We start from the raw sequence: 24,613 nt of genomic DNA on the forward strand, positions 1-24,613 counted from the left end.
CCTGCCGCGCCCGACCCTGCCGCGCCCGACCCTGCCGCGCCCGACCCTGCCGCGCCCGACCCTGCCGCGCCCGACCCTGCCGCGCCCGACCCTGCCGCGCCCGACCCTGCGCGCCCGACCCTGCGCGCCCGACCCTGCGCGCCCGACCCTGCGCGCCCACGACCGGGGATCCCCCGGCCGCGGGCGCGGTGGGCGCTCAGGCGAGCTTCACGCGCTCGTTCGGCACGCAGTGGGTCATCTGGAGCCCCTCGACGTCCCGGGGGCCGTTCGCGCCCAGGTTCTCCAGCCGCTTGCGGTCCTCGACGGTGAGGTCCTGGCTCGCCAGCGGCTCCAGGTGGGCGACGTCGGCGGGCCTGATGCCCAGGCCCTCCCCCACCCGCAGGCCGAGGTCGTCCTCGACGAGCAGGAAGTGCCAGACCATCCGCTCCTGGATCGGCCGGTCGCACTCCGAGAGCAGGGTGACGAAGTTGTGCACCAGGTCGTCGCGCTCCCACTGCTCCATGAGCAGGTAGCGCTGCCCGGCCTGGGCGTAGTCGTTGGTCCGGGGGATGCGCTTGCGGGTCAGCCTGCCCTGGATCACCGGCCCCTGCTCGTCGTGCGTGGGGTACTCGGCCTCGCGCAGGCCCCCGGTGATCGACGGCTCGTAGTTGACGTGCGGGTTCGTGCCGGCCGTGTCGTTGAAGTAGGCCATCTGGCCGTCGCGCTGGTTGGTGTGGACCGGCACCCCGTCCTTCGGCTGGTTGACCGGGAGCTGGAGGTAGTTGGTCCCGACCCGGTAGCGCTGGGTGTCGCTGTAGGAGAAGGTGCGGCCGACGAGCATCTTGTCGTCGGAGAAGTCCAGGCCGTCGACCAGCACGCCGGTGCCGAAGGAGATCTGCTCGTTCTCGGCGAAGAAGTCGCTCACGTTGCGGTTGAGCACCATGCGGCCGACCGGTTTGGCCGGGAACTCGTTCTCCGGCCACACCTTCGTGTCGTCCAGCGGGTCGAAGTCCAGCTCGGGGTGCTCCTCCTCGGTCATGATCTGGACGAGCAGCTCCCACTCGGGGTGGTCGCCGCGCTCGATGGCCTCGTACAGGTCCTTGGTGGCGTGGCCCAGCTCGGTGGCCTGGATCTTCGCCGCGTCGGCGGCGGTCATGCTCTTGACGCCGGCCTTGGGCATCCAGTGGTACTTGACCAGGATCGACTCGCCCTCGCCGTTGAGCCACTCGTAGGTGTTGACCCCGAAGCCCTGCATGTGCCGGTAGTCGGCGGGGATGCCGCGCGGGCTGAACAGGTTGACCAGCATGTGCATCGACTCCGGCGTCTGCGACATGAAGTCGAAGATCCGGTTGGGCTCCTGCCGGTGGGTCACGGGGTCCGGTTTGAGGGCGTGGATGACGTCGGGGAACTTGATGGCGTCCCGGATGAAGAACACCGCCAGGTTGTTGCCGACCAGGTCCCAGTTGCCGTCCTCGGTGTAGAACTTCACCGCGAACCCGCGCGGGTCGCGGGCGCACTCCGAGGAGTCCCGGCCGCCGATGACGGTGGAGAACCGCACCGCCACGTCCGTCCGCTTGCCCTTCTCCTGGAACAGCTTCGCCCGGGTGTATCGCCCGATGGGCTCATCACCCCAGCCGCCGTAGGCCTCGAAGTAACCGAAAGCCACCGCGCCTCGCGCGTGCACCACCCGTTCCGGGATGCGCTCGCGGTCGAAGTGGCTGATCTTCTCCAGGAACTGGTAGTTCTCCAGCGTGGCCGGTCCCCGTGCCCCGACGGTCCGCTGGTTCTGGTTGTCGTAGACGGGATGCCCCTGACGGTTGGTCAGCACCGGGCGGTCATCACCCGGTTGGGATCCCTTGCTCGCCACATCGGTCATGACGGTCGCGTAGTCCTTCCGCACGTCGTCCCGGTCCACTGCGTCCAGGCGGACTACCCACTGGGCTGATCGGAGTAACAGGTACGGCCGGAAAGACCCCGGAACGGGTGTAACGGGGCGGCACGGGCCGGCAGCGGTGCCCGGTCCGTGCCGCGACGGGTCACGTGTAGCAGGGCTTCTCGAACCGGAACCCCTCCGCCGTGGGCCCGGTGAAGAAGTCCTTCACCATCCCCACCCCCGTGGGCTGCCCCTCCTCCGGCCGGTAGATCAGCGACTGCCGGAACAGCGCCTCGTCCGGCGTCCCGGAGAACCGGCCCGCCCCCTCGGGCAGCATCCCCTCGTAGTCGACCGACTCCAGCTCGCGCACCGCGTTCAGCACGCCCGCGCGGGTCAGGTCCTTGTTCTCCGCGGCCTTCTCCAGCGCCGCCTTGAGCGGGTACGCCCACACCCAGCCCGAGGTGTACCCGTCGTTCGGGGTGACGCCCGACAGGGCCGCCCGCATGGCCTCGTGCCCCGGCGAGTCGGTCCCCCACGGCTTCCACGGCGCGGACTGGTAGTACAGCGCCTTGATCGCGGGCGCCGCCGGGCTGGCCAGCAGGCCCTGGTTCCACGTCGGCGAGGTGCCGATGAACTTGCCGGTGAAGCCGCGGGCCGCGGTCTGCCCGACGATCACCGCCGCGTCGGTCGGGCCGACGGTCAGGACCACCACGTCCGGCTTGGCCGACACGATCGCGTCGATCGCGCCGCCCTGGTTGTCCTGCCCGCTCTGGGTGACGGTGCTGGAGAAGCTCAACCCGCGCCCCTCCGCGGCCAGCTTCGCGCCCGCGGCGGCGTCGTCGCCGTAGTCGCCCTGGAAGTGCACGGCCATCACGCTCTTGGCCCCCAGGTCGTCCGCCGCGAAGTCGACCGCGTTCATCGACTCCACGCAGTAGTTCGCGCCGGACTCCAGCACGACCTCCTCGAAGCCCCACAGCGACGTCCACGACGCGGGCACGCTCACCATTCGCGTGTTCTCCAGGTCGGGCAGGATGGCGGCGGTGGTCGGGGAGCCCAGGGTCTGGGTCAGCGCCAGGACGTCGCCCTTCATCTCCTGGTAGACCTGGTTGTGGATCTGCGGGTTGTACTTGTTGTCGGCGATGTGCGTGGTCATGTCGACGTCGTAGCCGCCGATGCCGCCCTGGTCGTTGACCCGCTTCCAGAACGCCTTCTGCGCGTCGACGATCGACGTGGCCAGGGCCTTGAACGGCCCCTCGGTCAGGTCGGAGATGGTGCCCAGGTAGATGCAGCCGCGGTCGGGGTGCCCGGTGTCCGGGCACGGCTCCCGGGTCACCCCGAAGTCGACCTTGGTGCCGCTCTCGTCCTCGGCCGGCGCCGCGCCGTCACCGCCGCGGCAGGCCACCGCGGCCAGCGCCACCACCGACAGGAGCGCGAGCACCGCTCTGCGCCCGTTCCCGACTGCTTGGGGCCCAACCATCACATCCACCCTTCGACGCGAGGAATCGCAGGAGTTCAGTACGAGAAAGGCCACGTGCGCCAGTAGTTGCGGACCCGTGCCCAGATCCCGACCAGGCCGCGCGGCTCGACGATCAGGAACACCACGATCAGCAGCCCGTACAGCACCGCCTCGACCTGGAACACGGTCACCGCGCCGGTCGCGTCGGCGCTGATGAACGGCAGCACCTCGGGCAGCTCCCGGGTGACGCGCGGCAGCAGCGTGATGAACAGGGCGCCCATGATCGCCCCGGAGATGGTGCCCGCGCCGCCGATCAGGACCATGGCGATGTACTGCACCGACAGCAGCAGCCCGAACGAGCCCGGGTCGAAGAACCCGTTCACCGCGAACAGCAGCGAGCCCGCCACCCCGGCGTAGAACGACGAGACCGCGAACGCCAGCACCTTGTACCGGGTCGGGTCGACGCCGATCACCGCCGCCGCGAGGTCCCGGTCGCGCACCGCCGCGAACGCCCGCCCGACCCGCGACCGCACCAGGTTGCGCGCGAGCACCCCGAACACCACCAGCAACACGAACATCAGCAGGTACAGCTGCTGCGGCCCGGTGAACCACGCCGAGGGCCGGTCCAGCCGCACCCCGAACAGCTCGGGCACCGCCGCGGGCCGGCCGATGCCGGGGCCGCCGGTCAGCGACGTCCACTCCCGGAACACGTGCTCGCCGAGGAACACCAGCCCCAGCGTCACGATCGCCAGGTACAGGCCGCGCAGCCGCACCGCCAGCGGCGCCACGAGCAGCCCCGCCAGCCCCGCCACCAGCCCGGACGCCAGCAGCCACACGGGCAGCGAGGTCACGCCGAACCCGATCACCCGGCCGTCGGGGTCGCCGGACAGCGCCGCGCCCGTGTACGCGCCGATGGCCAGGAAGAACGCGTGCCCCAGCGACACCTGCCCGGCGTAGCCGGTGACGATGTTCAGCCCGATCGCGCCGATGGCCGCGACGAACCCGGTGGCCAGCAGCACCAGCAGGTCGTCGGTGACCAGGAACGGCACCAGCAGCGCGAACGCCACCAGCGCGCCGGTCCAGGCCCGCTTGGGCCGCGTGTTCAGGAACGCGGTGTCCTGCGCGTAGGAGGTGTACAGCTCCGGACGACCCTTCACAGCCGCTCCACCTCCTTGGCGCCGAACAGGCCGTGCGGTCGCACCAGGAGCACCACCAGCATCAGCGCGTACGGCGCGACCAGCGCGAAGTTCGGCCCGAGCCACGGCGCGACGTCACCCTGGTAGGTGCCGACCAGCGACTCCACCACCCCGACCGCCAGCCCGCCGACCACCGCGCCGCCCAGCGAGTCCAGGCCGCCGAGGATGACCGCGGGCAGCGCCTTGAGCGCCACCACCCACAGCTGCTGGTCCACGCCCGCGCCGGTGGCCACGAACACCCCGGCCAGCGCCGCCAGCCCGCCCGCGAGCGCCCACGACAGCGCGAACACCGACCCGACCCGGATGCCCTGGGCCAGCGCGACCTCCTGGTCGTGGGCGACCGCCCGCATGGCCAGGCCGGTCCGGGAGAACCGGAAGAACGCGAACAGCACGACCACCACGGCCACCGTCGTCGCGAACATCACCAGGTACCGCTGCTGCACCTCGACGCCCAGCAGCGACACCGTGGCCAGGCCCCACGGGTCGCCCACCGGCAGCACGTCCAGGCCGATGAACGCGTTGGCGACCACCCGCACGACCACGTCCACGCCGATGGTGATGATCGCGACCACGAACACCGGCTTGCCGATCATGGGCCGCAGCACGGTCCGCTCCACGCCCAGCGCCAGCGCCGCGATGACCAGCGCGGCCACCGGCACGGCCAGGAAGAACCCGACGTCCGGCGACAGGTGGGCGACCAGCACCGCGCCCGCGAGCATGAACGCGGGCTGCGCGAAGCTGATCACCCGCGTCGACTTGTGGATGATCACGAAGCCCAGCGCGAGCAGGGCGTAGACCGACCCGGTGCCCACGCCCCGGACCAGTGACTGGAGGAACTCGCTCACGACCGCCCCCCGTTGAGGTACATGTCGTCCACCAGCTCGCCGTAGGCCTCGGCCAGCGCGGACCGCTTCACCTTCTGGGTGGCGGTCAGCTCGCCGTCCTCGTGCTCCAGCTCCTTCGGCAGCATCCGGAACTTCTTCACCTGCTCGACGGCGGCGAACCGCTCGTTGACCTCGCGCACGACCCCGCCCACCAGCTCGCGCACCTCGTCCTTCTCCGCCAGGTCGCGGTAGGTGGTGTAGGTGATGCCGCGCCGCCCGGCCCAGTGGCCGACGGTGTCGGGTTCGATGCCGATCAGCGCCACCAGGTACGGGCGCCGGTCGCCCAGCACGACGGCTTCCTTGATGTAGGGAGAGGCCTTCAGGGCGTTCTCGACCTCGGAGGGCGCCACGTTCTTCCCGCCGGCCGTGATGATGATGTCCTTCATCCGGTCGGTGATCCGGACGTGCGTGCCGTCGACCCACTCGCCCACGTCGCCGGTGCGCAGCCAGCCGTCGTCGGTGAACGCCCGCCGGGTGGCCTCCTCGTCGCGCCAGTAGCCCGCGAACACGCCCGGGTGACGGGTCTGGATCTCCCCGTCCTCGGCGATCCGCAGCTCCACGCCCGCCTGCGGCTCCCCGACCGTGCCGAGCCTGACCCGGCCGGGCCGGTTGCCGGTGGCGACGCCGCTGTTCTCGGTCATCCCGTACACCTCGTGCACGGGCACGCCGATGCCCATGAAGAAGCGCAGCACCTCCGGCGAGATCGGCGCGGCGCCCGACGCGGCGTAGCGGACGTGCCGCATCCCGATGCGCGTCTTCAGCGCCCGGTAGCAGCACACCCAGCCCACCGCGTACCGCAGGCGGGTGGCGGTGGTGTGCCGGCCGCCGGCGCGGACCAGCTCGGCGCCGACGCGGTCGGCGACCCGCAGCCAGAACCGCGTGGTCACGCGCTTGACCGGGGACGCGTTCGCGGCGCCGACCGTGACCGCCGCCAGCACCTTCTCCCAGATGCGCGGCACGCCGAACAGGATGGTCGGCTGCACCTCCCGCAGGTTGGCCTGCACGGTCTCGATCGACTCGGCGAAGTGCACCTGGATGCCGGCCGCCGCGCTGAGCCAGGTGGTGAAGACGCGCTCGGCCACGTGGCACAGCGGCAGGTAGGACAGGGTGACGTCGCGCGGCGAGGCGGGCGGGGAGGCGAACGCGGCGCCGGTGGTCGCGGCGAGGGCGAACTCGACGTTGGCGGTGGTGAGCATCGCCCCCTTGGGCGGGCCGGTGGTGCCGGAGGTGTAGACGAGGGTCATCACGTCGTCCGGCTCGGCCGCGCGCATCCGGCGGGCGACCGCGTCCGGGTGCTCCTCGCGGTGCCGCGCGCCGAGGGCGAGGAAGTCGTCCCAGGGCACCAGGCGGGGGTCGGTGTAGCGGCCCCGGACGCCGCGCGGCTCCAGGTAGACCACGTGCTCCAGGTCGGGCAGCGAGTCCAGCACGGCCAGCACCTTGTCGACCTGCTCCTGGTCCTCGGCGACGAGCACCCGCGCGCCCGAGTGGGACAGCAGGTAGGAGACCTCGCTCGCCGGGCTGGTCGGGTACAGGCCGACGGTGGTGGCGCGCACGGCCACCGCGCCGACGTCCGCGTACAGCCACTCGCGGCGGTTCTCCGAGTGCACGGCGACCCGGTCGCCGGGGTCGACGCCGAGCGCGAGCAGGGCGTGACCGACCAACTCGGCCTGGTCCCAGTAGCCCGACCAGGTGACTTCCTGCCAGATGCCCAGGCGCTTGGCGCGCAGGGCCACCGCGTCCGGGGTGGCCGACGCCCGGTCGCGCACGCGGGTGACGACGGTGGTGATCACGCGGCGCCTCCCGTGCTTTGGCGGTCCGGCGCCTGCGCCCGCGTTTGCGCTTGCTCCTGCGTTCGCGACTGCGCCTGTGGCTGTGCCTGCGCCTGTGCCTCGCCGAGGTAGGCGCGGACCACGGCCGGGTCGCGCTGCACCTCGGCGGGCGTGCCGGTGCTGATGGGGCGGCCGAAGTCGAGCACCAGCACCCGGTCGGCGAGGTCCATGACCAGGCCCATGTCGTGCTCGACCAGGACGATCGCGATGCCCAGCTCCTCCCGGACGTCCAGCACGAACCGGGCCATGTCCTCGGTCTCCTCGGCGTTCATGCCCGCGACCGGCTCGTCCAGCAGCAGCACCTTCGGCTCCATGGCCAGCGCCCGCCCCAGCTCCACGCGCTTGCGCACCCCGTACGGCAACAGCCCGACGGGCGTCCGCCGCCACGCCGCCAGCTCCAGGAAGTCGACGACCTCCTCCACCGCCGCCCGGTTGGCCAGCTCCTCGCGCCGCGCCCGGCCGAGCCAGGCGAACGCCGACAGCGCGCCGCAGCGCATGTGGTGGTGGCGGCCGAGCATGAGGTTCTCGACCACGTTCAGGTGGGCGAACAGCTCGACGTTCTGGAAGGTGCGGGCGATGCCCAGGGCGGCGATCCGGTGCGGGCGCACGCCCAGCAGCTCCCGACCCTCGAACCGGACCGACCCCGAGCGCGGCCGGTACACGCCGGAGAGCACGTTGAAGACCGACGTCTTGCCCGCGCCGTTCGGGCCGATGATCGCGAACAGCTCGCCGGGGTCGACCTGGAACGACACCCCGTCGATGGCGGTGACCCCGGCGAAGGCCAGCGTCACGTCCTCGAACTCCAGGACGGGTCTCGCGCTCGGGGTCACGACAGCCACCGCTTCCGCCGCTTGTAGTGCTTGACGTCCCGGAACGACCGCGCGGCGCCCTCGCCGCCCAGCCCCAGGTAGAACTCGCGCACGTCCTCGTCGGCCAGCAGCGCGGCGGCGGGCGAGTCCATCACGACCTTGCCGGTCTCCAGCACGTAGCCGTGGTCGGCGATGGACAGCGCCATGGTGGCGTTCTGCTCGACCAGCAGCACGGTCGTGCCGTCGGCGTTGATCTTCACCACGAGGTCGCGGATCTGCTGGACCACCAGCGGCGCGAGGCCCAGGCTCGGCTCGTCCAGCAGCAGGTAGCGGGGCTCGGACATGAGCGCCCGCCCGATCGACAGCATCTGCTGCTCGCCGCCGGACAGGTAGCCGGCGCTCTGCCCGCGCCGCTCCCGCAGCCGCGGGAACAGCTCGTACATGCGCTCCAGGTTGCGCTTGACCGCGCGCGGCGCGGTGTGCCCGCCGACGCGCAGGTTCTCCTCGACGGTGAGCTGGGCCAGCACGCGCCTGCCCTCCAGCGCCTGCTTCACGCCCAGCGCGGCGATGCGCGAGGGCGACGCGCGGTGGATCGGTTCGCCGTCCAGCGTGACGCGCCCGCGGGTGACCTTGCCCTCGTGCACGCCCAGCAGGCCGGACAGGGCGCGCAGCAGGGTGGTCTTGCCCGCTCCGTTGGCGCCGAGCAGCGCCACGACCCGACCCTCGGGGACCTTCAGGCTGACGCCGCGGAGCACCAGCACGACGTCGTCGTAGACCACTTCGAGGTTGTTCGCCTCCAGCACCGGCGCCTCCGTGTGGTTGGCGTGGGGAGGCGGTCAGTATGGTCCCGATCACAGCGTTACCTACCGCTGTTCGCAAACCGTGATGAAGCCTCCCACCGCCTGTTCGACTTTCACGATTCTGTTGCTCAGTCCTGTGTGGACTGGTGTAACGCCCCAGGTGCGCGGGTATGCCCCCCGCACCTGGAACGAGAGGAGCGTTCGCCACTCATGGACGGCCCGGAGGTGGAGCTGAGGGTGGCGGCGCGGCCGGCGCACCTCTCGACGGTCCGCGCGGTCGCGAAGGCGGTGGCCCGCTCCACCCCGGAACTCGCGATCGACCTCGTGATCGCCGTGGACGAGGCGTGCACCGCGCTGATCGCCCGCGCGAAGAGCGGTGCGCAACTGCTGTGCGGGTTCGCCCGAGAAGGTGATTCGATTCGGTTTCGCGCACAGGTCCGCTCATCGGCCGTCACCGTGCCCGACCACGACTCGTTGTACTGGCGGGTCGTCAGTTCCGTGACCGACGCGGTGGCCACCTGGGTGGAGGGAGACGGCCACTTGCGGGTGGAGCTGAGGTGCCGGGCATGAACGCTGTCGACTACCAGCCGATGTTCCACGAGATGGCCACGTCGGACGGGGTGAGGCACCAGCAGCTGCGGGACCGGCTGGTCACCGAGCACCTGCCGATGGCCAGGCACATCGCCGACCGGTTCGCCGAGCGCGGCGAGTCGGTGGAGGACCTGCGGCAGGTGGCCGCGGTCGGGCTGATCAACGCGGTGGACCGGTTCGACCCGTCCCGCGGCATCGACTTCCTGGCGTTCGCGGTGCCCACCATCACCGGCGAGGTGCGGCGGTACCTGCGCGACCAGGGGTGGGCGGTGCGCGTGCCCCGCAGGTTGAAGGAGCTGTGCACGGCGATCGACGGCGCGCGGGTCGAGCTGGCCAGGCGCACCGGGCGCACGCCCAAGCCGAGCGAGGTGGCGCGGCACCTGGGCGTGCCCCTGGACGAGGTGTACGAGGGGCTGCACGCGGCGTCGGCCCACCACCTGCTGTCCCTGGACGACGGGCTGGCCGACTCCGAGGGGCTGGCGTTCGACGACCCGGCGCTGGAGGTCGTGGAGCTGCAGCACGCCCTCGACCCCATGCTGCGCGGGCTGCCCAAGCGGGAGCGGCGGATCGTGGTGCTGCGGTTCTACCGGAACATGACGCAGAGCCAGATCGCCGACTCGGTGGGCGTGTCGCAGATGCACGTGTCGCGATTGTTGAGCCGATCCCTGGCGCGGCTGCGCGACCTGCTCGACGATTGAAGCGGGCGGCGACGGTCGGCCGACGGGTGGAGAGGGGTTGGTCGCGGTGGTGGCGAACCTGTGCTGGCCGCAGCGGTCGGCCCTGGCGCTCGGCGTGCTGCTCGTCCTGTGGGGCGTGGTCGACTTCGTGGCCGGCCGGCCGCCGCTGGGCGTGCTGCACGTGGTGACGGGCGTGGCCATCGGCGCCTCCGCGACGTCGATGCGCGCGTCCCGCCCGGTGGGTTCACTGATGGCCGTGGTGTTCCTGGTGGTGTTCGCGTTCGGCGTGGGCGAAGCGGACGGCACGGGCCAGTCGGCCGAGGTCGGCTCGGCGATGGACGCCGGCGTGGTCGGCAACGCGGCACACCTGTTGATCGGCTTCGCGTCCGTGGCCGTGGCCGCGAGTTGCGCGTGGTGCGAGCAGCGCACGCGGTCGACCGGACGCCTGCCCTGACCGCAGCCCTTCCCCTCTGCCTCCCCCCTCCCCGCCTCCGCCTCTCCCTCTGTCTCTCCCCCTCTCCGCTGCCCCTCCGCCTCCCCGGTGGCGGCAGTTGTCCGGACGGCTCCGACAGTGGTTTCGACAGCGGCTCCGACAGCGGCTCCGAGAGTGGCCTCGACAGTGGGAATGATCATCCAGAGCGGTGACAGCAACCGCCCTGAATCGTGACGAACGGTTGCCTTAAGCCACTTCCGGGTACTTCACGGTTGACCCGAACCGGGAGGACCCATGGACACCGCGAGTCTGCACGACGTGGTCGGGATCGAGGGGCCGTTCGTCTCCGTGTTCCTCGACGTGGGCGACCACGTCGAACTGCGCTGGCGCGCGATGCGGGACCAGCTCCAGGCCCAATCCGCCGACCCGTACCTGGTGGCGCTGGCGCACAACGCGATCATGAGCGGCATGACCCCGCGAGGCATGGCGGGTCGCGGCCTGGTGGTCGGCGGCGGGCGGGTGCTGGTGGACCGGTACGTGCCCGTGCCGCCCACGGGGTACACCGCGCGGTACAGCGAACTGCCCTACCTCCTGCCGCTGGCGGACCTGTCCGAACCGCTGCTCCCGCACGTCGTCGTCCAGGTGAACGACCACGGCGTGGACCTGCGCGGCGTCGACCCGAGCGGCCGACCGGTGGCCGTCGCGACGGTCGGCGCGCGCCGCCCGGACCACCGCCTGGACGCGACGGAACTGGCCGACGTGGCCCAGGAGGCGACCTCCCTCGTGGACCGCCTGGGCGCCCCGCTGCTCGTGCTGGCGGGCCCACTGGCCGGCCGCCGTTCACTGCGCGTGGCGCTGCCCAGCCGGTACCACCACCTGGTGGTGGAGGTCGAGGGCCCGCCGGACCGGGCGGTCCTCCACCTGGCGGGCCGGGCCAACCAGGACGCGCGCCGAGCGGTGGTCGAACGCTTCCGCGACGAGTCGACCCGACTGACCGGGCGAGCGGTGCACGGCCTGGACGCGGTCTCACGGGCGCTCGAAGAGGGCACCGTGGACACCCTCCTCCTGACCGACGTGCTGGCGGGGTCGCACCTGGTGGGCGAACACCGAGCCGACGAACTCCTGCCGCTGCGGGCGGTCACCTGCGAGGCGGACATCGTCCTGGTGGGCGGCGCGATCCGCCTGCACGAGGACGTCGGGGCGCTGCTCAAGGGCTGACCACTACTCCGCCCCCGGTCACCTCACCCAGCCCCGCCACCGACCCCCTCACCTACCGTCCGCAGCCACACCGCAGGCCCTGCCGGCCCTCACCGCCACGCTCCACCCACCGCGCCACGCCCCACCGCCGGCCTTCCGCCGCCACACCCTGCCACCAGCCCGCGTCAGCTCGCCCATCTGCCATCGATGCGCCGTGCGGGCCTGGCCACCTCTGTGCTGGACCGGGCTGGCAGGCTCGGCCAGGCCAAGGGCAGGCCAGAGCCGGTCGGGCCAGAGCCGGTCGGGCCAGGGCAGGCCGGACCAGGGCAGGCCGGACCAGGGCAGGCCGGACCAGGGCAGGCCGGACCAGGGCAGGCCGGACCAGGGCAGGCCGGACCAGGCCGGGTCGGGCCGGTCCGGAGCCGAGCCGAGCCGAGCAGGCTGGGCCAAGCTGCATTGGGCTGCCAAGTCGCGTTGGGCCGGGGCCGGGGTCAGGGCTGGGATGGGGCCCGGACCGAGGGGCTGGGGGCTGGGAGCCGGGGCCGGGATTGTTGTGGTGCCCCTCCCAGCGGGGCGTCTGGTGGTTCGCGCGGTTCCTCATGTTCAACCGAGTCGCGAACCCCGGTTTTCGTACATCATCCGGCCGATGATCACCCGATCGTGTAGCCGGTCCCCCTACCTCTTCCCCTTCGTCCGCAGCAACCGCACCACGGCCCGCTCCACTGTCTCACGGTCGGCCGACCTCGGCTTGATCACCACCCCGCGCCGCCAGAGGTTCACCACCCTCGGGTCGACGTACGACTTCCGGGCGACCGCCGGCGTGTTCCCGAGGTGCTCCGACACCTCCCGCATCACCGCCGCCTCCACCCGCTTCACCCCGCTCTTCGTCCCCGGCGTCCCCTCCCGCGCGAACGCCGCCGCCGCGAGCACCGTCGCGTGCCACGTCCGCAGGTCCTTCACCGAGAACTCGTCACCGACCAGCTCCTTGAACCGCTGGTTGATGTCGTCCGACCCGATCTCGTACCCGCCGTCGTCCACGAGCAGCCTCTCACCGGGGCCCGAATCAGACCCAGGCCCAGATCCGGCCCCGGACCCCTCCCGCCCCCGCAGCAACGACTTCACCGCCCGCGCCAACCCCGCGTCCACCACCTCCGTGGTGAACTGGATCCCGCCCTTCGCCGGGTAGCAGAAGTCCACAGTGGACCCGCGCACCGCCACGTGCGAGCACAGCAGCGTCGCCACCCCGTGCGTCCCGTTGTCCGCCGCGTACGTCTCGCCCCCGACCCGGAACACCCCCTGGTCCAGCACGGTCAACGCCACGGCCAGCACCCGCCGCCGGGAGCGGCCCCGCCCGCGCAGCTCCCGGGCGACCTCCTCGCGGAACGCCGGCAGCGCGGGCACCAGGTCCAGCACCCTGTCGTGCTTCTCCTCGTCCCGGTCCTGCCGCCACTTCTCGTGGTAGAGGTACTGCCGCCGGCCGGCCGAGTCCGTGCCGACCGCCTGGATGTGCCTGTTCGGGTGGGGGCAGACCCACACGTCCCGCCAGGCCGGCGGGATCACCAGGGCCTTCACCCGTTCGACCGACTCGGCGTCCAGGGGCGCGCCGGAGGCGTCGGTGTAGCTGAACCCGCGGCCCCGCGCACGGCGGTGCCAGCCGGGCCCGTTGGGGTCGCTGCGACGGAGTCTCACCCCCGCGCAGGTTCCCAACCGGCCCCACGCCAAACACGATGGTTGGATCATGCACCGATTGGGTATGGGTGCGGTCATGAGGCAGCCGTGGACCGTCGGCGTCGAGCAGGAGTTCCTGCTCGTCGACCCCGACTCACGCCGTCCCGTTCCGCTGGCCGAGTCCGTCCAGCAGCACGCGGGGGCGCGCTTGGACGTGCAGCGGGAACTGACGCCGTTCCAGATCGAGGTCGCCACGCCGGTGTGCGAGTCGACCGACCAGTTGTTCGAGCAGGTCCTGCTCGGCCGCACGCACCTGGCGAAGGCCGCGCACGCGGCGGGCTGCCGGTTGCTGGCCTCGTCGGTGCCGCCGATCGGCACGGCAGGTCCGCCGCCGGGCACGGACGACCCCCGCTACCGGCTGATGGAGTACTCGCACCGCAAGATGATCGGCGGCTCCGGCGTGTGCGGGATGCACGTCCACGTGGGCGTGCCCGACCGGGACACCGCGGTGCGCATCGGCAACGCCCTCCGGCCGTGGCTGCCGACGCTGCTCGCGCTGAGCGTGAACTCGCCGATCGAGCAGGCCGAGGACACCGGGTACGCGAGTTGGCGCTCGATCGTGTGGTCGCGCTGGCCGATCAGCGGTCCCCCGCCGCACCTGGCGTCGGCCGAGGAGTACGACCGGGTGGTCGGCGCCCTGGAGGCGACCGAGGTGCTGCTGGACAGCGGCATGGTCTACTGGGACGTCCGGCCGTCCGAGAACCACCCGACGGTCGAGGTGCGGGTCACAGACCTCCCGATGACGGCCCGCGAGGTCGTGGTCATCGCCGAGCTGATCAGGGCTTTCGCCCGGACCGCGGCCGACTCCGCGGACGCCGAGCCGGTGAGCGACGTGCTGTTGAAGGCCGCTTACTGGCGCGCGTCGCGCGACGGCGTGGACGGGCTGGCCGTCGACCCCCGCACCGGACACCTCGTCCCGGCCCGTGAGCTGGCCCTGGAGCTGGCGCAGTGGTGCGGGGCCGCGTTGCGGGACGCGGACGCGCTGGGCACCGTGGAAGGTCACTTGGAGTGGTTGCGCGGTCACGGCAGCGGTGCGGCCAGGCAGCGGCGCGCGTTCGGCGCCTCGCCCGACGCGCGCGAGCTGGTGGACGTGGTGATGGCCGAGACGGTCGACGACGCCCGTTAGGGATTACCGTGGAGTACGCGCCGCACCGGGCGGCGTTGAACGAGAGGAGAACGAGCGTGCCAGAACCCGCGGCGACGCTCGCTTCCGTGCGGGTCGACCGACCGGCGGACGGCGTGGTGGTGCTGCACGTGTCGGGCGAGTTGGACACGAGCAGCGCGGACGAGCTGGCCAGGCCGCTGAAGGAGCACCTGGTCGAAGGCGTGCGAGGTGTGGTCGTCGACCTCGGCGGAGTGCGGTTCCTGGGCTCCGCCGGCCTGGAGTCGTTGGTCGTGGGCAACCAACGGGCGTCCGCCTTGGGCGTGTCGCTGGTGCTCGTGGCCACGAGCCGGGCGACCCTGCGCCCCATCCAGGCGACCGGGTTGGACTCGGTCTTCACCGTGGTCGAGTCGCTCGACGACGCGTTGGGCCGGTTCTAGGGGAACCGGCGGACGGTCCTGATGGCGCAGCGCACCGCCCCCACCGGGGGCAGTGCGCCCGCCGGGGGCACCACCCAACGGGACTCCCGCGCGGGGATGCGCCGGGGTCCGCGCCAGTACCGGGCGTCCGGCGGCAGGACGTAGGGCGGTTCGGGCCCGACGTCCGGTTCGGCGAGGAACAACCATCTCAGCCGGGGGCCGGGGATCGCCAGGATCGGTCCGAGGGGGCCGGTGAAGCGGAGCTGGTGGCTCACCTCGGCGCCCCAGCTCGCGGGCACTTCCACGGCCACCACGTCCTCGTCGAGGACGAGGCAGTCGTCCACGTACCTGGTTTCCATGCCCGTTGATCTTGACAGCGGTCCGTGTCGGGATTGTGTCCCAACGCGACGCTCCGCGTTAATCCTGGCCGATGTCCTCGAACCACAGCTCGGGCTCGGCCGCGATGAACCCCGTCATCATCGCCACGCATCCCGGGTCGTCCAGGAGGGTGATCCGCACACCGTGCTCGGCCAGCCAGTCGTGACCGCCGTGGAAGGTCCGGGCTTCGCCGATCACCACGTGGGGGATGCCGAACTGGCGAACGAGGCCGCTGCAGTACCAGCAGGGTGACAGCGTGGTGACCATGACGGTGCCGCGGTAGCCCGCCCGGCGGCCCGCGGCGCGGAACGCGGCGGTCTCGGCGTGGGTCGAGGCGTCGCCGTCCTGCACCCGCCGGTTGCGGCCGCGGCCGAGCAGCTCGCCGTCCGCGGAGAACAGCGCCGCGCCGATCGGTATGCCGCCCTCGGCCAGGCCCGCGCGAGCTTCCTCCACCGCCACGGCCAGCATCTCGCGTGCGTCCACCCGCCCAACCTAGCGGCCGGAACGCGCCCGAACCCGGAACTCACCCGCCCCGGGCGTACGACACGACGGTCCTGAACGTACGACTCGCGCGCCTCGGACGTACGACTCGCGCGTCCTGAACGTACGACTCGCGGTGTCCGAGTGGAGGACACGCACGGGGGTCAGGCGCCGAAGCAGAGGAAGCCGGCGCCCGCGGCGTAGGCGGCGTCGCCGGACTCTCGGTGGGCCTCCTGGGCGTTGGCCAGGGCCTCGGAGGGTGGTTCGCCGGCGCTCAGCCGGCGGTGCAGGTCGACCATCAGGGAGGTGGTCACCTCGGCGGGGACGGGGACGACCGGGGCGATGAGGGTGCGCGTGCCCAGGCCGAGGAGGGCGGCGGTGAAGCCCATCAGCTCGTCGCCCGGGCGGACCGCCGAGAGGCCCGAGTCACAGGCGGACAGGACCACCCGGGCCGGTGGGGTGCGCAGGCGTTCCAGGTCGTAGACGGTGAGGGGGCCGTCGGCCAGTTCCAGGGCGGAGAACAGGGGGTTGTCGGCGCGGAACGAGCCGTGCGCGGCCACGTGCGCCAGCGGTGCGCCGTCCATCGCGGCGGCCACGGCGTCGACCGTGGCGTCCGCCCCGACCAGCACCGACGCCCGGCCGCCGGTCAACGGGGTGATCGCGGCGATCTCGGCGATCTCGGCAGGTGCGGCGGGCAGCCTCGGGCCTGCCGCCAGGACCGCCCTGCCCGATCCGGCGACCCGGTCCGGGTCCGCTGTCCAACCCGGGTCCGCTGTTCGATCCCGACCCGCGTCGGCTGTCCGGCCCGGGTCCGCTGCACGACCCGGGCCTGCTGCCTGGCGCGGGCCGGCGGTCCGGGCTGCGCCGGCGGTCCAGGCCGGTCCGGTCGCCCGGCTCCGCCCCACCGATCGGTCCGGGCCGGTCGCGCCCGAACCGACTGCCAGGAGCCGGTCGGGTGCGGTGCCGTCGGGGAGGTGGGGCGGCAGGGGCGCGGTGGAGGCGCGGAGCCAGACGGTGGCCGAGGGCGCCACCACGACCGAGCGGCCCCGGCAGCCCGGCAGGGCGGACCAGGGCAGGCCGCCGAGCAGGCCGGTGGGCGCCAGCACGAGGGGGCGGGTGCCCAGGCGGCGGCGCAGCGGTGCGAGCAGGCGGGCCTCCAGCAGGCCGGCCGCGTGGTCGGCGCCCGCCCGGACGGCCGAGCGGTCCACGTGCTCGGGCAGGGTCACCAGGCGGTGCAGGGCGAAGCGCAGGAGCCGGACCTCGCGCAGGGCGCCGTCGAGCCGGCCCAGGTGGTGCAGGGAGGCGCGCCCGCCCGCCACCACCACGGCCAGCAGCGCGCCGTCGTGGTCGATGTACTCCACCAGGGCCGCCGGGCCGAGCGCGTGGGCCAGGTCGCGGACGTCGGGCGGGGTGGACACGGCGCCGCCGCCGCTGGTCTGCCGGGTCAGGTCGCGCACGCGCTGCTCGCCGCGCACCTGCCGCTGCCGCAGGGCCGCCGCGGGCCTGCCCTCCAGCAGCGCCGCCTCCAGGTCGGCGGTCACGGCGCGCAGCTCCGCCAGGGCGTCGGCCAGGCCGGAGTCCTCGGGCGGTCGGGCGGGGGTCATGCGCAGCGCGCCGGCCCGCCACGCCTCCGCCCACGACAGGACCCGGGCGGCGTGCCCGGACGCCACGGCCGCGCGCAGCCCTTCCAGCGCCAGCGCCTTGCCCTGGGCGCCGCTCAGGGCGCGCAGCTCCGCCGCGCCCAGCGACACCCGGTACTCGTCCAGCAGCCGCAGGCCGCGCCGCAGGGCGATCTGCGCGCCCCGCGCGTTGCCCTCCAGGTCGCGCCGCAGCGCCTCGGCGTACCAGCCCTGCACGCGGTGCGCGGCCGGGCCGCCGCCGCGCCGGGCCGCGCCCGCCACCACCAGCTCCGCCACGGCGCGCCGCCGGTCGCCGAGGTCCCGGGCCACGAGCGCCGCGTCGACCCGGGCCTCCAGGCCCGCCATCCGCCAGCCCAGGGCGTCGAGCCGGGACGCGACCCGCGCGAGCGCGGACACCAGGGCCCGGTCGCGCCGCCCGCTCAGGTAGGCCGCGCGCAGCTCCACGTGCCGGGCGCCCGCCTCCCACACCTCGCGCTTCTCGCGCCGGAACCCGCGCCGCGCGGCCACCGCCAGCTCCACGGCCCGGTCCAGGTCGCCCTCCAGCAGGGCGACGCGGGCCCGGTAGAACATCGCCTCCGAGCGGGCCAGCACCAGGTCGTCGCCCAGTTCCTCCAGCGCCCGGTCGGCCGCCGCCCGCGCCTCCTCCAGCAGGGGCACGGACACCAGCAGCTCCAGCCGGTTGATCAGCAGCGCCGGGCGGGGCACCTCCAGCCGCCGGTACTCGCGCTCGGCCTCGGCGAACATGGTCAGCGCGCGGGGCACGTCGCCCGCCCGGGACGCGGAGATGCCCGCGTTCCACCGCACGTCGGCCACCGCCAGCTCCAGGTCCAGCTCGCGGTAGAGGGCGGCGGCGCGGTCGAAGTCCTCGTCGGCGGCGCGCAGGCCGCCCGTGTAGGCGCGCAGCAGGCCCCGGTTGTTGCGGGCGCGGGCCTCGCCGAGCTTGTCGCCGGTGCGGCGGGCCGCCTCGATGGACCGGTTGTACTCGCGCCGGGCCTCGTCGTACCGGCACAGGTAGTGCAGCACCAGGCCGCGCTGCATCCGGGCGATGTCGGCGTCCCCGCCGTCCAGCTCCTCCAGCGCCGCGTTGACCGCGCGCAGCGCCTGCGCGTGCCGGCCGGTGTTGGACAGCACGAACGCCAGGCTCACCCGGGCCAGCGCCGCCAGTCGCGCCGAGCCCGCCCGTTCGGCGGTCCGCACCGCGTGGCGCAGGTGCCGCAGCGCGCCGTCGAAGTCGTGCAGCTCCCGCAGGGAGAGGCCGATCGCCCGTTCGGCGGTCGACGCCTCCTCCGCGTCGCCCGCCGCCCGCGCCGCCCGCAGTGCCGAGCGGCCGATCTCGATCGCCGCGTGCGGGTCCCGCTGCCGGGCTTCCAGCGCTGCGGCGGCGGTTTCACCGGCCACGAGGACCACCTTATTACCAGGAACCCTGTGGTAGCTTGATCAAAGCTCGCACCACACCCCTTCTACGCCGTTGTGAGGCCGTGGTGTCCCAACCTTCCGATCGCGCGGCGCTTTACCTCAGGGCGTTCGACCAGGCGATCAGTGAGCACAAGGACTTCCTCCTGCACCCGGAGCGCGGCCGCGAATTCGTGTACGTGGCGCGGGAGCTGCTCACCATCCCGGAGGACGTCGACCGGGTCGCCCGGAAGTTGGCGCAGAACAACATCGGCAGCGAGCGCGGCCGGGACTTCGCGGGCATGGCGCGGCTGGTGCTGCCGCCGCGCAACGCCGGGGACGTCCCCGACGTCGTGCGGCTGCTGCGCGACCCGCAGCAGTGGCCGGGCGAGCGCACCCCCGTGGTGCAGCCGCACCACGTGCTGTTCGGGCACGGCGGCAACATGCACGGCCACCCGGGTCAGCCGCCGCGCGTGGCCGGCCCGATCCCCGCGCCGGCGCCGGGTGATGCGGGCCTGGGCAAGGGCGTGACCGTCGGCATCGTGGACACGGGCATCTCGCAGGCGGCGGGCGTCGACCACCCGGCGTGGCTGGGCAACGCGTTCCTGCCCAGGCCCGAGGAGGTGGACCCCGCCTACTCCGGCGGCGACGTGTTCGCGGTGGAGGGCGGTCACGGCACGTTCGTGGCGGGCGTGGTGCGGCAGGCCGCGCCGGGTGTGCGGTTCGACCCGGAGAAGGCGCTCGACCAGTTCGGCCTGGGCACCGAGGAGGACTTCGCCCGGGCGCTGTCGTCGTTCGACGAGCGGGTGCACGTCGTCAACGCCTCGATGGGCTGCTTCACCCAGGGCGACGTGGCGTCCGAGCCGGTCCGCCGGGCGGTCGCGGCGCTGCCCGCCGGGGTCGTGGTGGTCGCCTCCGCCGGCAACCAGGGCACGGCCCGGCCGAGCTGGCCCGCCGCGCTGCCGGGCGTGACGGCGGTGGCGGCGGTCGCCGAGGAGCGCGACGGCACGCGGACCCCCGCCTGCTACTCCAACCACGGGCACTGGGTGGACGCGTGCGCGGTCGGCAACCGGACCAGCACGTTCCTCAAGGGCCGGTGGGTGCTGCCGGGTTACCCGGACGAGGTCTACGACCGGTTCGCCTACTGGCTGGGCACCTCGTTCGCCGCGCCGCACGTGGCCGGGCGGATCGCGGCGACGATGACCCAGTCGGGCGTGTCGGCCGCCGCCGCCCGGGACCAGCTCCTCGTCGGGCGGCCCGAGTTCTTCCCCGGCTACGGCGTCTTCGTCGAATAGGGCCGACCGGCCTCACCCGAGAGGGTGGTCGTTGTATCTGACGGCCGTGTCCGGTCTCCGTAGTGTGTGGCAGCGACGAACCTGAAGTCCGAGACCCGGCCGGGGTCCGCGGCGGCGCGTGCCCGGTCGGTGGTGGAGCACCCCCGGGACCCGAGGAGGGGACGTGACCCCAGCCCCGATCGCCGCGCTGGTGGGCGCGGCGGCGGACGGCGACCAGCGTGCGTGGCACGAGATCGTGGCCCGCTTCACGCCGCTGGTGGTGTCGGTGATCCACCGGCACCGGCTGCGGCCGGCGGACGCGGCGGACGTGAACCAGACGGTGTGGCTGCGGCTGGTCGAGCAGATCGGCAGGCTGCGGGACGCCGACGCGCTGCCCGGGTGGATCGCCACCACCACCCGCAACGAGTGCCTGCGGATGCTGCGGATGCAGCAGCGCCTCCAGCCGTTCGACCCGCAGTCCGAGGAGGAGCCGGCGAGCCCGGTGGACGCGGAGGCCGAACTGGACGAGGAGCTGGAGACCGCGCAGCGGCTCCAAGCGCTGCGCGACGGGTTCCGCGCGCTGCCCGAGCACTGCCGGGAGCTGCTGACCGCGCTGATGGCCGACCCACCGCCGAGCTACTCGTCGGTCGGCGAGCGCCTGGGCATGCCGGTCGGCAGCATCGGGCCCACCCGGAGCAGGTGCCTGGACAGGCTGCGGAAGACTCCCGCCGTGTTCCGCCTGTTCAAGCCGAGGCGGGTCGAAGGAGGAGGTGTGCTCGGTGCTGAAGGGCGATCCGGGGTGGGAAAACGATGAGGGGCTGCTGCGCGACCTGGCGGCGGCCATGGCCGAGGAGCGGGACGTGCCCGCGCACGTCGTGGAGGCGGCCCGCGCGGCGTACGCGTGGCGCACGGTCGACGCCGAGCTGACGGCGCTGACGAGCTACGACTCGACCATGGACGCGGAGCTGGCGGCGCGGGCGCGGGCCACGTCGACCGCGCGGCAGCTCGTGTTCGACGCGGAGGGCGTCTCCGTGCAGGTGGAGGTGACCGAGGCGGGCGTGGCGGGCCAGGTGCTGCCCGCGCGGCCGGGTCGGGTGGAGCTGCTGACCGCGGCCGGGCCGGTCGAGGAGTCGGAGCTGGACGAGCTGGGCATGTTCCTGCTCGGGCCGCCGCCCCGGGGACCGGTGCGGTTCCGGTGCGAGGTGGGCGGCACGACCGTGGTGACCGACTGGGTTTGCGTATAACGCCGTCACGGGCGCCCTGCCCGCCCGCGACGACGCGTTCGAATGCCGGAATGCGTTGTCGCTCCTGCGTTTCCGCCCAATATCATCCCCGAAAGGGTGACAGGGGTTTCTAACCCGTTCGGCGGATCTCCTTTCCCAGTAGGGTGGCCGGGCCGGCGCATTTGGCCGATGGTCCCACCACCACCCGAGAGGGGCACCGTGGTCGAGCGAGCTGACTGGTCCCCTGGCGGGCCGGGGGCGGCGAACCCGTGCGCCGTCGTCGGCCGCGAGCCCTGAGCGCCCCGGCACCGGCCGGCCGAACCCGCGCCCGACGATGACCGAGCCCGGTGGACCCGACCGCACCGGGGGCAGCGCTCCCCCGGACGGCCCCGCGCGCCCGGACCCGGCCGAGGTGTGGGCCAGGGCGCTGACCGGGACCGCGTGCGCGCCGGTGGCGCGGTCGAGGATCCGCGAGCACCTCGGAGGTCACCTGGCGCTGCTGGTCCGGCTGCTCGGCGCCACCCCGTTCGACCCCGACGGCGGCGCCGCCGTCGGCGCGTGGCTGGCGACGGCGGAGTTCACCGGCCCGCACTGCCTCCAGCGCACGATCGAGGTGCTCGGCCGCCTGCTGCCCGACCTGGCCGACGCGCCCGCGGACCGGGTGATCACGCTGCTCGGCGCGGTCGCCGCCGGGTACGCGGGCGCCGCGCGCGGGCAGGTCTTCACCGAGCAGGAGCAGGTGCGGTCGTCGCTGCTGCGGGCGCTGGAGCGGGCCCGGGACGACCTGCACGACAGCGAAGCGCGGTTCCGGCAGGTGTTCACCAGCTCCGCGGCGGGCATCGCGATCTTCGACGCGGACGGCGCGGTGGTGGAGGCCAACCCGGCGCTGGTCACCATGCTCGCCCCGGAGGAGGGCCCGGTGGGGGAACCGCGCCCCGCCGGCGCCCGGCACGTCGCCGCCCACCACGACACCGCCCACCACGACACCGGCGAGCACGACGCCTCGACAGTGCAGGACACCTTTGGGCAGGACACCCCCGGGCAGGACACCGGCGACCGGCACGTCGAGGAGCGGCGGTCCGGCGAGGCCGCGCGGGACGGGCGCCACCGCCCGTCGGCGCTGTTCACCCCCGAGGACCTGGCGGCGCTGCGCGCGGACCAGGCGCGGGTGCTCCGCTCGGAGGACGACACCCTCCGCGCCGAGCGGCGGTTCACCGGCCCGAACGGCGATCCCATGTGGACGAACGTGGCCCTGTCGGTGGTGCGCGACGCCGACGGCCGCCCCAAGTACCACGTCGCGGTCGTCGAGGACACCACCGAGCAGCGGGTGCTGCGCGAGTACCTGCGCCACCAGGCGCTGCACGACGTGCTGACCGGCCTGCCGAACCGGCAGGGCTTCCTGCCCACGCTGGAGCGCGTGCTCGGCCGGCCGGGCACGGTCACCCTGTGCTACCTGGGCGTGCACGGCGTGGGCGTGGTCAACGACGGCCTGGGCTACGAGGCGGGCGACGAGCTGCTGAAGGCGGTGGCCCGGCGGCTGACCGCGGCGGTGGCCGGGGAGTCGGCGACCGTGGCGCGGCTCGGCGGCGACGAGTTCGCGGTGCTGGTCGAGGACTCGCCCGGCACGCCCGGCATCCCGTCGCTGGCCGGGGCGATCGAGGCGGAGCTGGCCGAGCCGGTGCACCTGGCGGGCCACCGGTTCGTGCTGTCGGCGGCCATGGGCTTCGTGCGCACCGCGACGCGCGGGGTGGACGCGATGGCGCTGCTGCGCCGGGCGCACAGCACGCTGCGCCGCGCCGAGCGCGGCGGCCGGGGCCAGTGGGAGGTCTACGACGAGGAGCTGGACGCCCGCGACCGGGAGCGGCTGCGGCTCGGCGCGGCCCTGGCGGACGCGGTGGCGAGCGGTGACGTCAACATCGACTACCCGCCGGTCGAGCGGGACGGCGCGCGGGTCGCGGTGGCCGCGCGGCTGCGCTGGCGGGAGGGCGGCGGCGAACCGGTCGGGCACGACGAGTGCCTGCGCTTCGCCGACGAACTGGGCGTGAGCGGGCACCTCGCCGCGTGGCTGCTGGACGAGGCGTGCTCGTTCGCGGCGGTGGAGGGGCTGCCGGTGCTGGTGGCGCTGTCGCCGGACCAGTCGCGCGACCCGGAGCTGACCGCGCCGGTGGCCGAGGCGCTGCGGTCGTCCGCGCTGCCGCCGGCGCTGCTGTGGCTGGCCCTGTCCGCGCGGGGCCTGGCCGCGGACCCGGACGCGGTCGAGGACAACCTGGCCACGTTGGCGGACATGGGGGTGCGGCGGCTGCTGCACGGCTTCACGTGCGCGCTGCCGGAGCTGTCCCTGCTGGAGCGCCACCCGCTGCACGGCGTGGTGCCGGTGGACCCGCCGCGGGAGCCGCTGGCGCGCGAGGCGCTGGCGGCGGCGCTGCCGCTGGTGCGGTCGACCGGCGCGCTGGTGGTCAGCGACGGTCGGTGGCCGGGCGCGGACCTGGTCGCGCGATGGTGATCACCTCCCGGCTGGTGTCGGTGAACGGGGTGCGGTCCCACCAGCCGTAGCGCTCGGCGACCTCGAACCCGGTCTCGGCCAGCAGCGCGTCGACCTGCTCGGCGGTGGCGAACCGCAGCGTCCCCCACTCGACCTTCGGCTCGGGCCAGTCCGGGCTGCTGTAGGTCTCGCTGAACCGCACCAGCCCGTCTTCCACGCTCGCCACGTGGTGCTCGACGCGCACGCGCTCCCCCCGCTCGCCCACGACGTCGGTGCCGTTCTCGGGGGTCCACCGCTCCCAGGCGCGGGCACCCGGGTTGCGGGTCTCGAACGCGTACCGGCCGCCCGGTCGCAGGGCGCGGCGGACGGCGGTGAACTGCTCGCGCACGTCGTCGTCGGTGAGGAAGATCTGGAACACGTGCCCGGTCATCAGGACCAGGTCGAACCCGCCGTCGAAGGCGACGCGGCCCAGGTCGCCCTCGACCCACTCGACGCCCTCGCGCTCGCGGGCCACGGCGAGCATGTCGGGGTCGGGGTCGAGGCCGACGAGGCGGCCGGTGTGGCCCGCCGCGCGGGCCGCGTGGAGCACCACGCCGGTGCCGCAGCCGACGTCGAGCACCGCGTCGGCGGACAGCGCCAGGTCGAGGTAGAAGTCGTCGGACGGGCCCCACTCGTTGAGCGCGCCGTAGTAGGCGGCCACGTCCTGGTTCGTCGAGTTCTCCGGCATGGCCGACGAGTGTGGCCCCGAACGACGGCGGGCCGCGACCGGTT

General features: G+C 73.6%; 22 protein-coding genes. 10 read left to right on the top strand and 12 right to left on the bottom strand.

Annotated features, from left to right (window positions below; all coding sequences use genetic code 11):
- Positions 1–196: 196 nt before the first annotated feature.
- The 7 genes from ACFV4N_RS22290 to ACFV4N_RS22320 form a co-directional block, all read right to left on the bottom strand.
- Entirely contained in the window at positions 197–1,807 is a 1,611-nt protein-coding gene (locus ACFV4N_RS22290) for a catalase (RefSeq protein WP_499674494.1), read from the bottom strand.
- 208 nt (positions 1,808–2,015) lie between these two features.
- Positions 2,016–3,290 (bottom strand): ABC transporter substrate-binding protein, encoded by a 1,275-nt coding sequence (locus ACFV4N_RS22295; RefSeq protein WP_499674495.1) that lies wholly within the window; start codon positions 3,288–3,290, stop codon positions 2,016–2,018.
- A 74-nt stretch (positions 3,291–3,364) separates the two neighbouring features.
- Positions 3,365–4,465 (bottom strand): branched-chain amino acid ABC transporter permease, encoded by a 1,101-nt coding sequence (locus ACFV4N_RS22300; RefSeq protein ID WP_499674496.1) that lies wholly within the window; start codon positions 4,463–4,465, stop codon positions 3,365–3,367.
- Positions 4,462–5,349 carry a branched-chain amino acid ABC transporter permease gene (locus tag ACFV4N_RS22305; RefSeq protein ID WP_499674497.1) on the bottom strand — a complete coding sequence of 296 codons (888 nt, stop codon included), beginning with the start codon at positions 5,347–5,349 and terminating at the stop codon, positions 4,462–4,464. Before ACFV4N_RS22305 ends, ACFV4N_RS22300 begins: the two co-directional genes overlap by 4 nt.
- On the bottom strand, positions 5,346–7,178 hold the full coding sequence (locus tag ACFV4N_RS22310) for an AMP-dependent synthetase/ligase (protein WP_499674498.1): 1,833 nt from the start codon (positions 7,176–7,178) through the stop codon (positions 5,346–5,348). Before ACFV4N_RS22310 ends, ACFV4N_RS22305 begins: the two co-directional genes overlap by 4 nt.
- The gene (locus ACFV4N_RS22315) at positions 7,175–8,047 is read right to left on the bottom strand and encodes an ABC transporter ATP-binding protein (RefSeq protein WP_499674499.1); all 873 of its coding nucleotides are present in this window, start codon (positions 8,045–8,047) and stop codon (positions 7,175–7,177) included. Before ACFV4N_RS22315 ends, ACFV4N_RS22310 begins: the two co-directional genes overlap by 4 nt.
- Complete coding sequence (locus ACFV4N_RS22320; RefSeq protein WP_499674500.1) at positions 8,044–8,829, bottom strand: ABC transporter ATP-binding protein; 786 nt, start codon at positions 8,827–8,829, stop codon at positions 8,044–8,046. Before ACFV4N_RS22320 ends, ACFV4N_RS22315 begins: the two co-directional genes overlap by 4 nt.
- Positions 8,830–9,063: 234 nt before the next feature.
- On the opposite strand from ACFV4N_RS22320, the gene ACFV4N_RS22325 reads away from it, so the two are divergent.
- The 4 genes from ACFV4N_RS22325 (at position 9,064) to ACFV4N_RS22340 (ending at position 11,745) form a co-directional block, all read left to right on the top strand.
- Complete coding sequence (locus ACFV4N_RS22325; protein WP_499674501.1) at positions 9,064–9,396, top strand: ATP-binding protein; 333 nt, start codon at positions 9,064–9,066, stop codon at positions 9,394–9,396.
- The gene (locus ACFV4N_RS22330; RefSeq protein ID WP_499674502.1) at positions 9,393–10,115 is read left to right on the top strand and encodes a SigB/SigF/SigG family RNA polymerase sigma factor; all 723 of its coding nucleotides are present in this window, start codon (positions 9,393–9,395) and stop codon (positions 10,113–10,115) included. The genes ACFV4N_RS22325 and ACFV4N_RS22330 overlap by 4 nt, the downstream gene beginning before the upstream one ends.
- Before the next feature lie 37 nt (positions 10,116–10,152).
- Positions 10,153–10,548 carry a hypothetical protein gene (locus ACFV4N_RS22335; protein WP_499674503.1) on the top strand — a complete coding sequence of 132 codons (396 nt, stop codon included), beginning with the start codon at positions 10,153–10,155 and terminating at the stop codon, positions 10,546–10,548.
- A gap of 273 nt (positions 10,549–10,821) precedes the next feature.
- Positions 10,822–11,745 (top strand): hypothetical protein, encoded by a 924-nt coding sequence (locus tag ACFV4N_RS22340; RefSeq protein WP_499674504.1) that lies wholly within the window; start codon positions 10,822–10,824, stop codon positions 11,743–11,745.
- Positions 11,746–12,399: 654 nt separating this feature from the next.
- Here ACFV4N_RS22340 and ACFV4N_RS22345 read toward each other — a convergent pair.
- A complete protein-coding gene (locus ACFV4N_RS22345; RefSeq protein ID WP_499674505.1) occupies positions 12,400–13,413 on the bottom strand; it encodes a DNA topoisomerase IB in 1,014 nt (337 codons plus the stop codon).
- Positions 13,414–13,489: 76 nt separating this feature from the next.
- Here ACFV4N_RS22345 and ACFV4N_RS22350 point away from each other — a divergent pair, with 76 nt between their 5' ends.
- Both ACFV4N_RS22350 and ACFV4N_RS22355 read left to right on the top strand, forming a co-directional pair.
- Complete coding sequence (locus ACFV4N_RS22350; RefSeq protein WP_499674506.1) at positions 13,490–14,578, top strand: carboxylate-amine ligase; 1,089 nt, start codon at positions 13,490–13,492, stop codon at positions 14,576–14,578.
- A 56-nt stretch (positions 14,579–14,634) separates the two neighbouring features.
- Positions 14,635–14,994 carry an STAS domain-containing protein gene (locus tag ACFV4N_RS22355; protein ID WP_415364630.1) on the top strand — a complete coding sequence of 120 codons (360 nt, stop codon included), beginning with the start codon at positions 14,635–14,637 and terminating at the stop codon, positions 14,992–14,994.
- On the opposite strand, the gene ACFV4N_RS22360 is transcribed toward ACFV4N_RS22355, so the two are convergent.
- The 3 genes from ACFV4N_RS22360 to ACFV4N_RS22370 all read right to left on the bottom strand — a co-directional run bounded on the left by ACFV4N_RS22360 (position 14,991) and on the right by ACFV4N_RS22370 (position 18,869).
- Complete coding sequence (locus ACFV4N_RS22360; protein ID WP_499674507.1) at positions 14,991–15,332, bottom strand: hypothetical protein; 342 nt, start codon at positions 15,330–15,332, stop codon at positions 14,991–14,993. The two genes, ACFV4N_RS22355 and ACFV4N_RS22360, sit on opposite strands and share 4 nt — an antisense overlap.
- Before the next feature lie 58 nt (positions 15,333–15,390).
- On the bottom strand, positions 15,391–15,819 hold the full coding sequence (locus ACFV4N_RS22365; RefSeq protein ID WP_499674514.1) for a nucleoside deaminase: 429 nt from the start codon (positions 15,817–15,819) through the stop codon (positions 15,391–15,393).
- Between the two features lie 176 nt (positions 15,820–15,995).
- Positions 15,996–18,869 carry a CHAT domain-containing protein gene (locus ACFV4N_RS22370; protein WP_499674508.1) on the bottom strand — a complete coding sequence of 958 codons (2,874 nt, stop codon included), beginning with the start codon at positions 18,867–18,869 and terminating at the stop codon, positions 15,996–15,998.
- 80 nt (positions 18,870–18,949) lie between these two features.
- Here ACFV4N_RS22370 and ACFV4N_RS22375 point away from each other — a divergent pair, with 80 nt between their 5' ends.
- From ACFV4N_RS22375 to ACFV4N_RS22390, 4 genes are all read left to right on the top strand, one after another.
- The gene (locus tag ACFV4N_RS22375; RefSeq protein WP_499674509.1) at positions 18,950–20,158 is read left to right on the top strand and encodes a S8 family peptidase; all 1,209 of its coding nucleotides are present in this window, start codon (positions 18,950–18,952) and stop codon (positions 20,156–20,158) included.
- 163 nt (positions 20,159–20,321) lie between these two features.
- Complete coding sequence (locus tag ACFV4N_RS22380; RefSeq protein WP_499674510.1) at positions 20,322–20,951, top strand: RNA polymerase sigma factor; 630 nt, start codon at positions 20,322–20,324, stop codon at positions 20,949–20,951.
- Positions 20,917–21,381, top strand: a complete 465-nt coding sequence (locus tag ACFV4N_RS22385; protein ID WP_499674511.1) for a hypothetical protein — start codon at positions 20,917–20,919, stop codon at positions 21,379–21,381. The genes ACFV4N_RS22380 and ACFV4N_RS22385 overlap by 35 nt, the downstream gene beginning before the upstream one ends.
- A 313-nt stretch (positions 21,382–21,694) precedes the next feature.
- Entirely contained in the window at positions 21,695–23,863 is a 2,169-nt protein-coding gene (locus ACFV4N_RS22390) for a diguanylate cyclase domain-containing protein (RefSeq protein ID WP_499674512.1), read from the top strand.
- On the opposite strand, the gene ACFV4N_RS22395 is transcribed toward ACFV4N_RS22390, so the two are convergent.
- Positions 23,817–24,569, bottom strand: a complete 753-nt coding sequence (locus tag ACFV4N_RS22395; protein WP_499674513.1) for a class I SAM-dependent methyltransferase — start codon at positions 24,567–24,569, stop codon at positions 23,817–23,819. The two genes, ACFV4N_RS22390 and ACFV4N_RS22395, sit on opposite strands and share 47 nt — an antisense overlap.
- Positions 24,570–24,613 lie beyond the last annotated feature (44 nt).

It is taken from the genome of Actinosynnema sp. NPDC059797 (assembly GCF_042732085.1).
GTDB lineage: Bacteria > Actinomycetota > Actinomycetes > Mycobacteriales > Pseudonocardiaceae > Actinosynnema.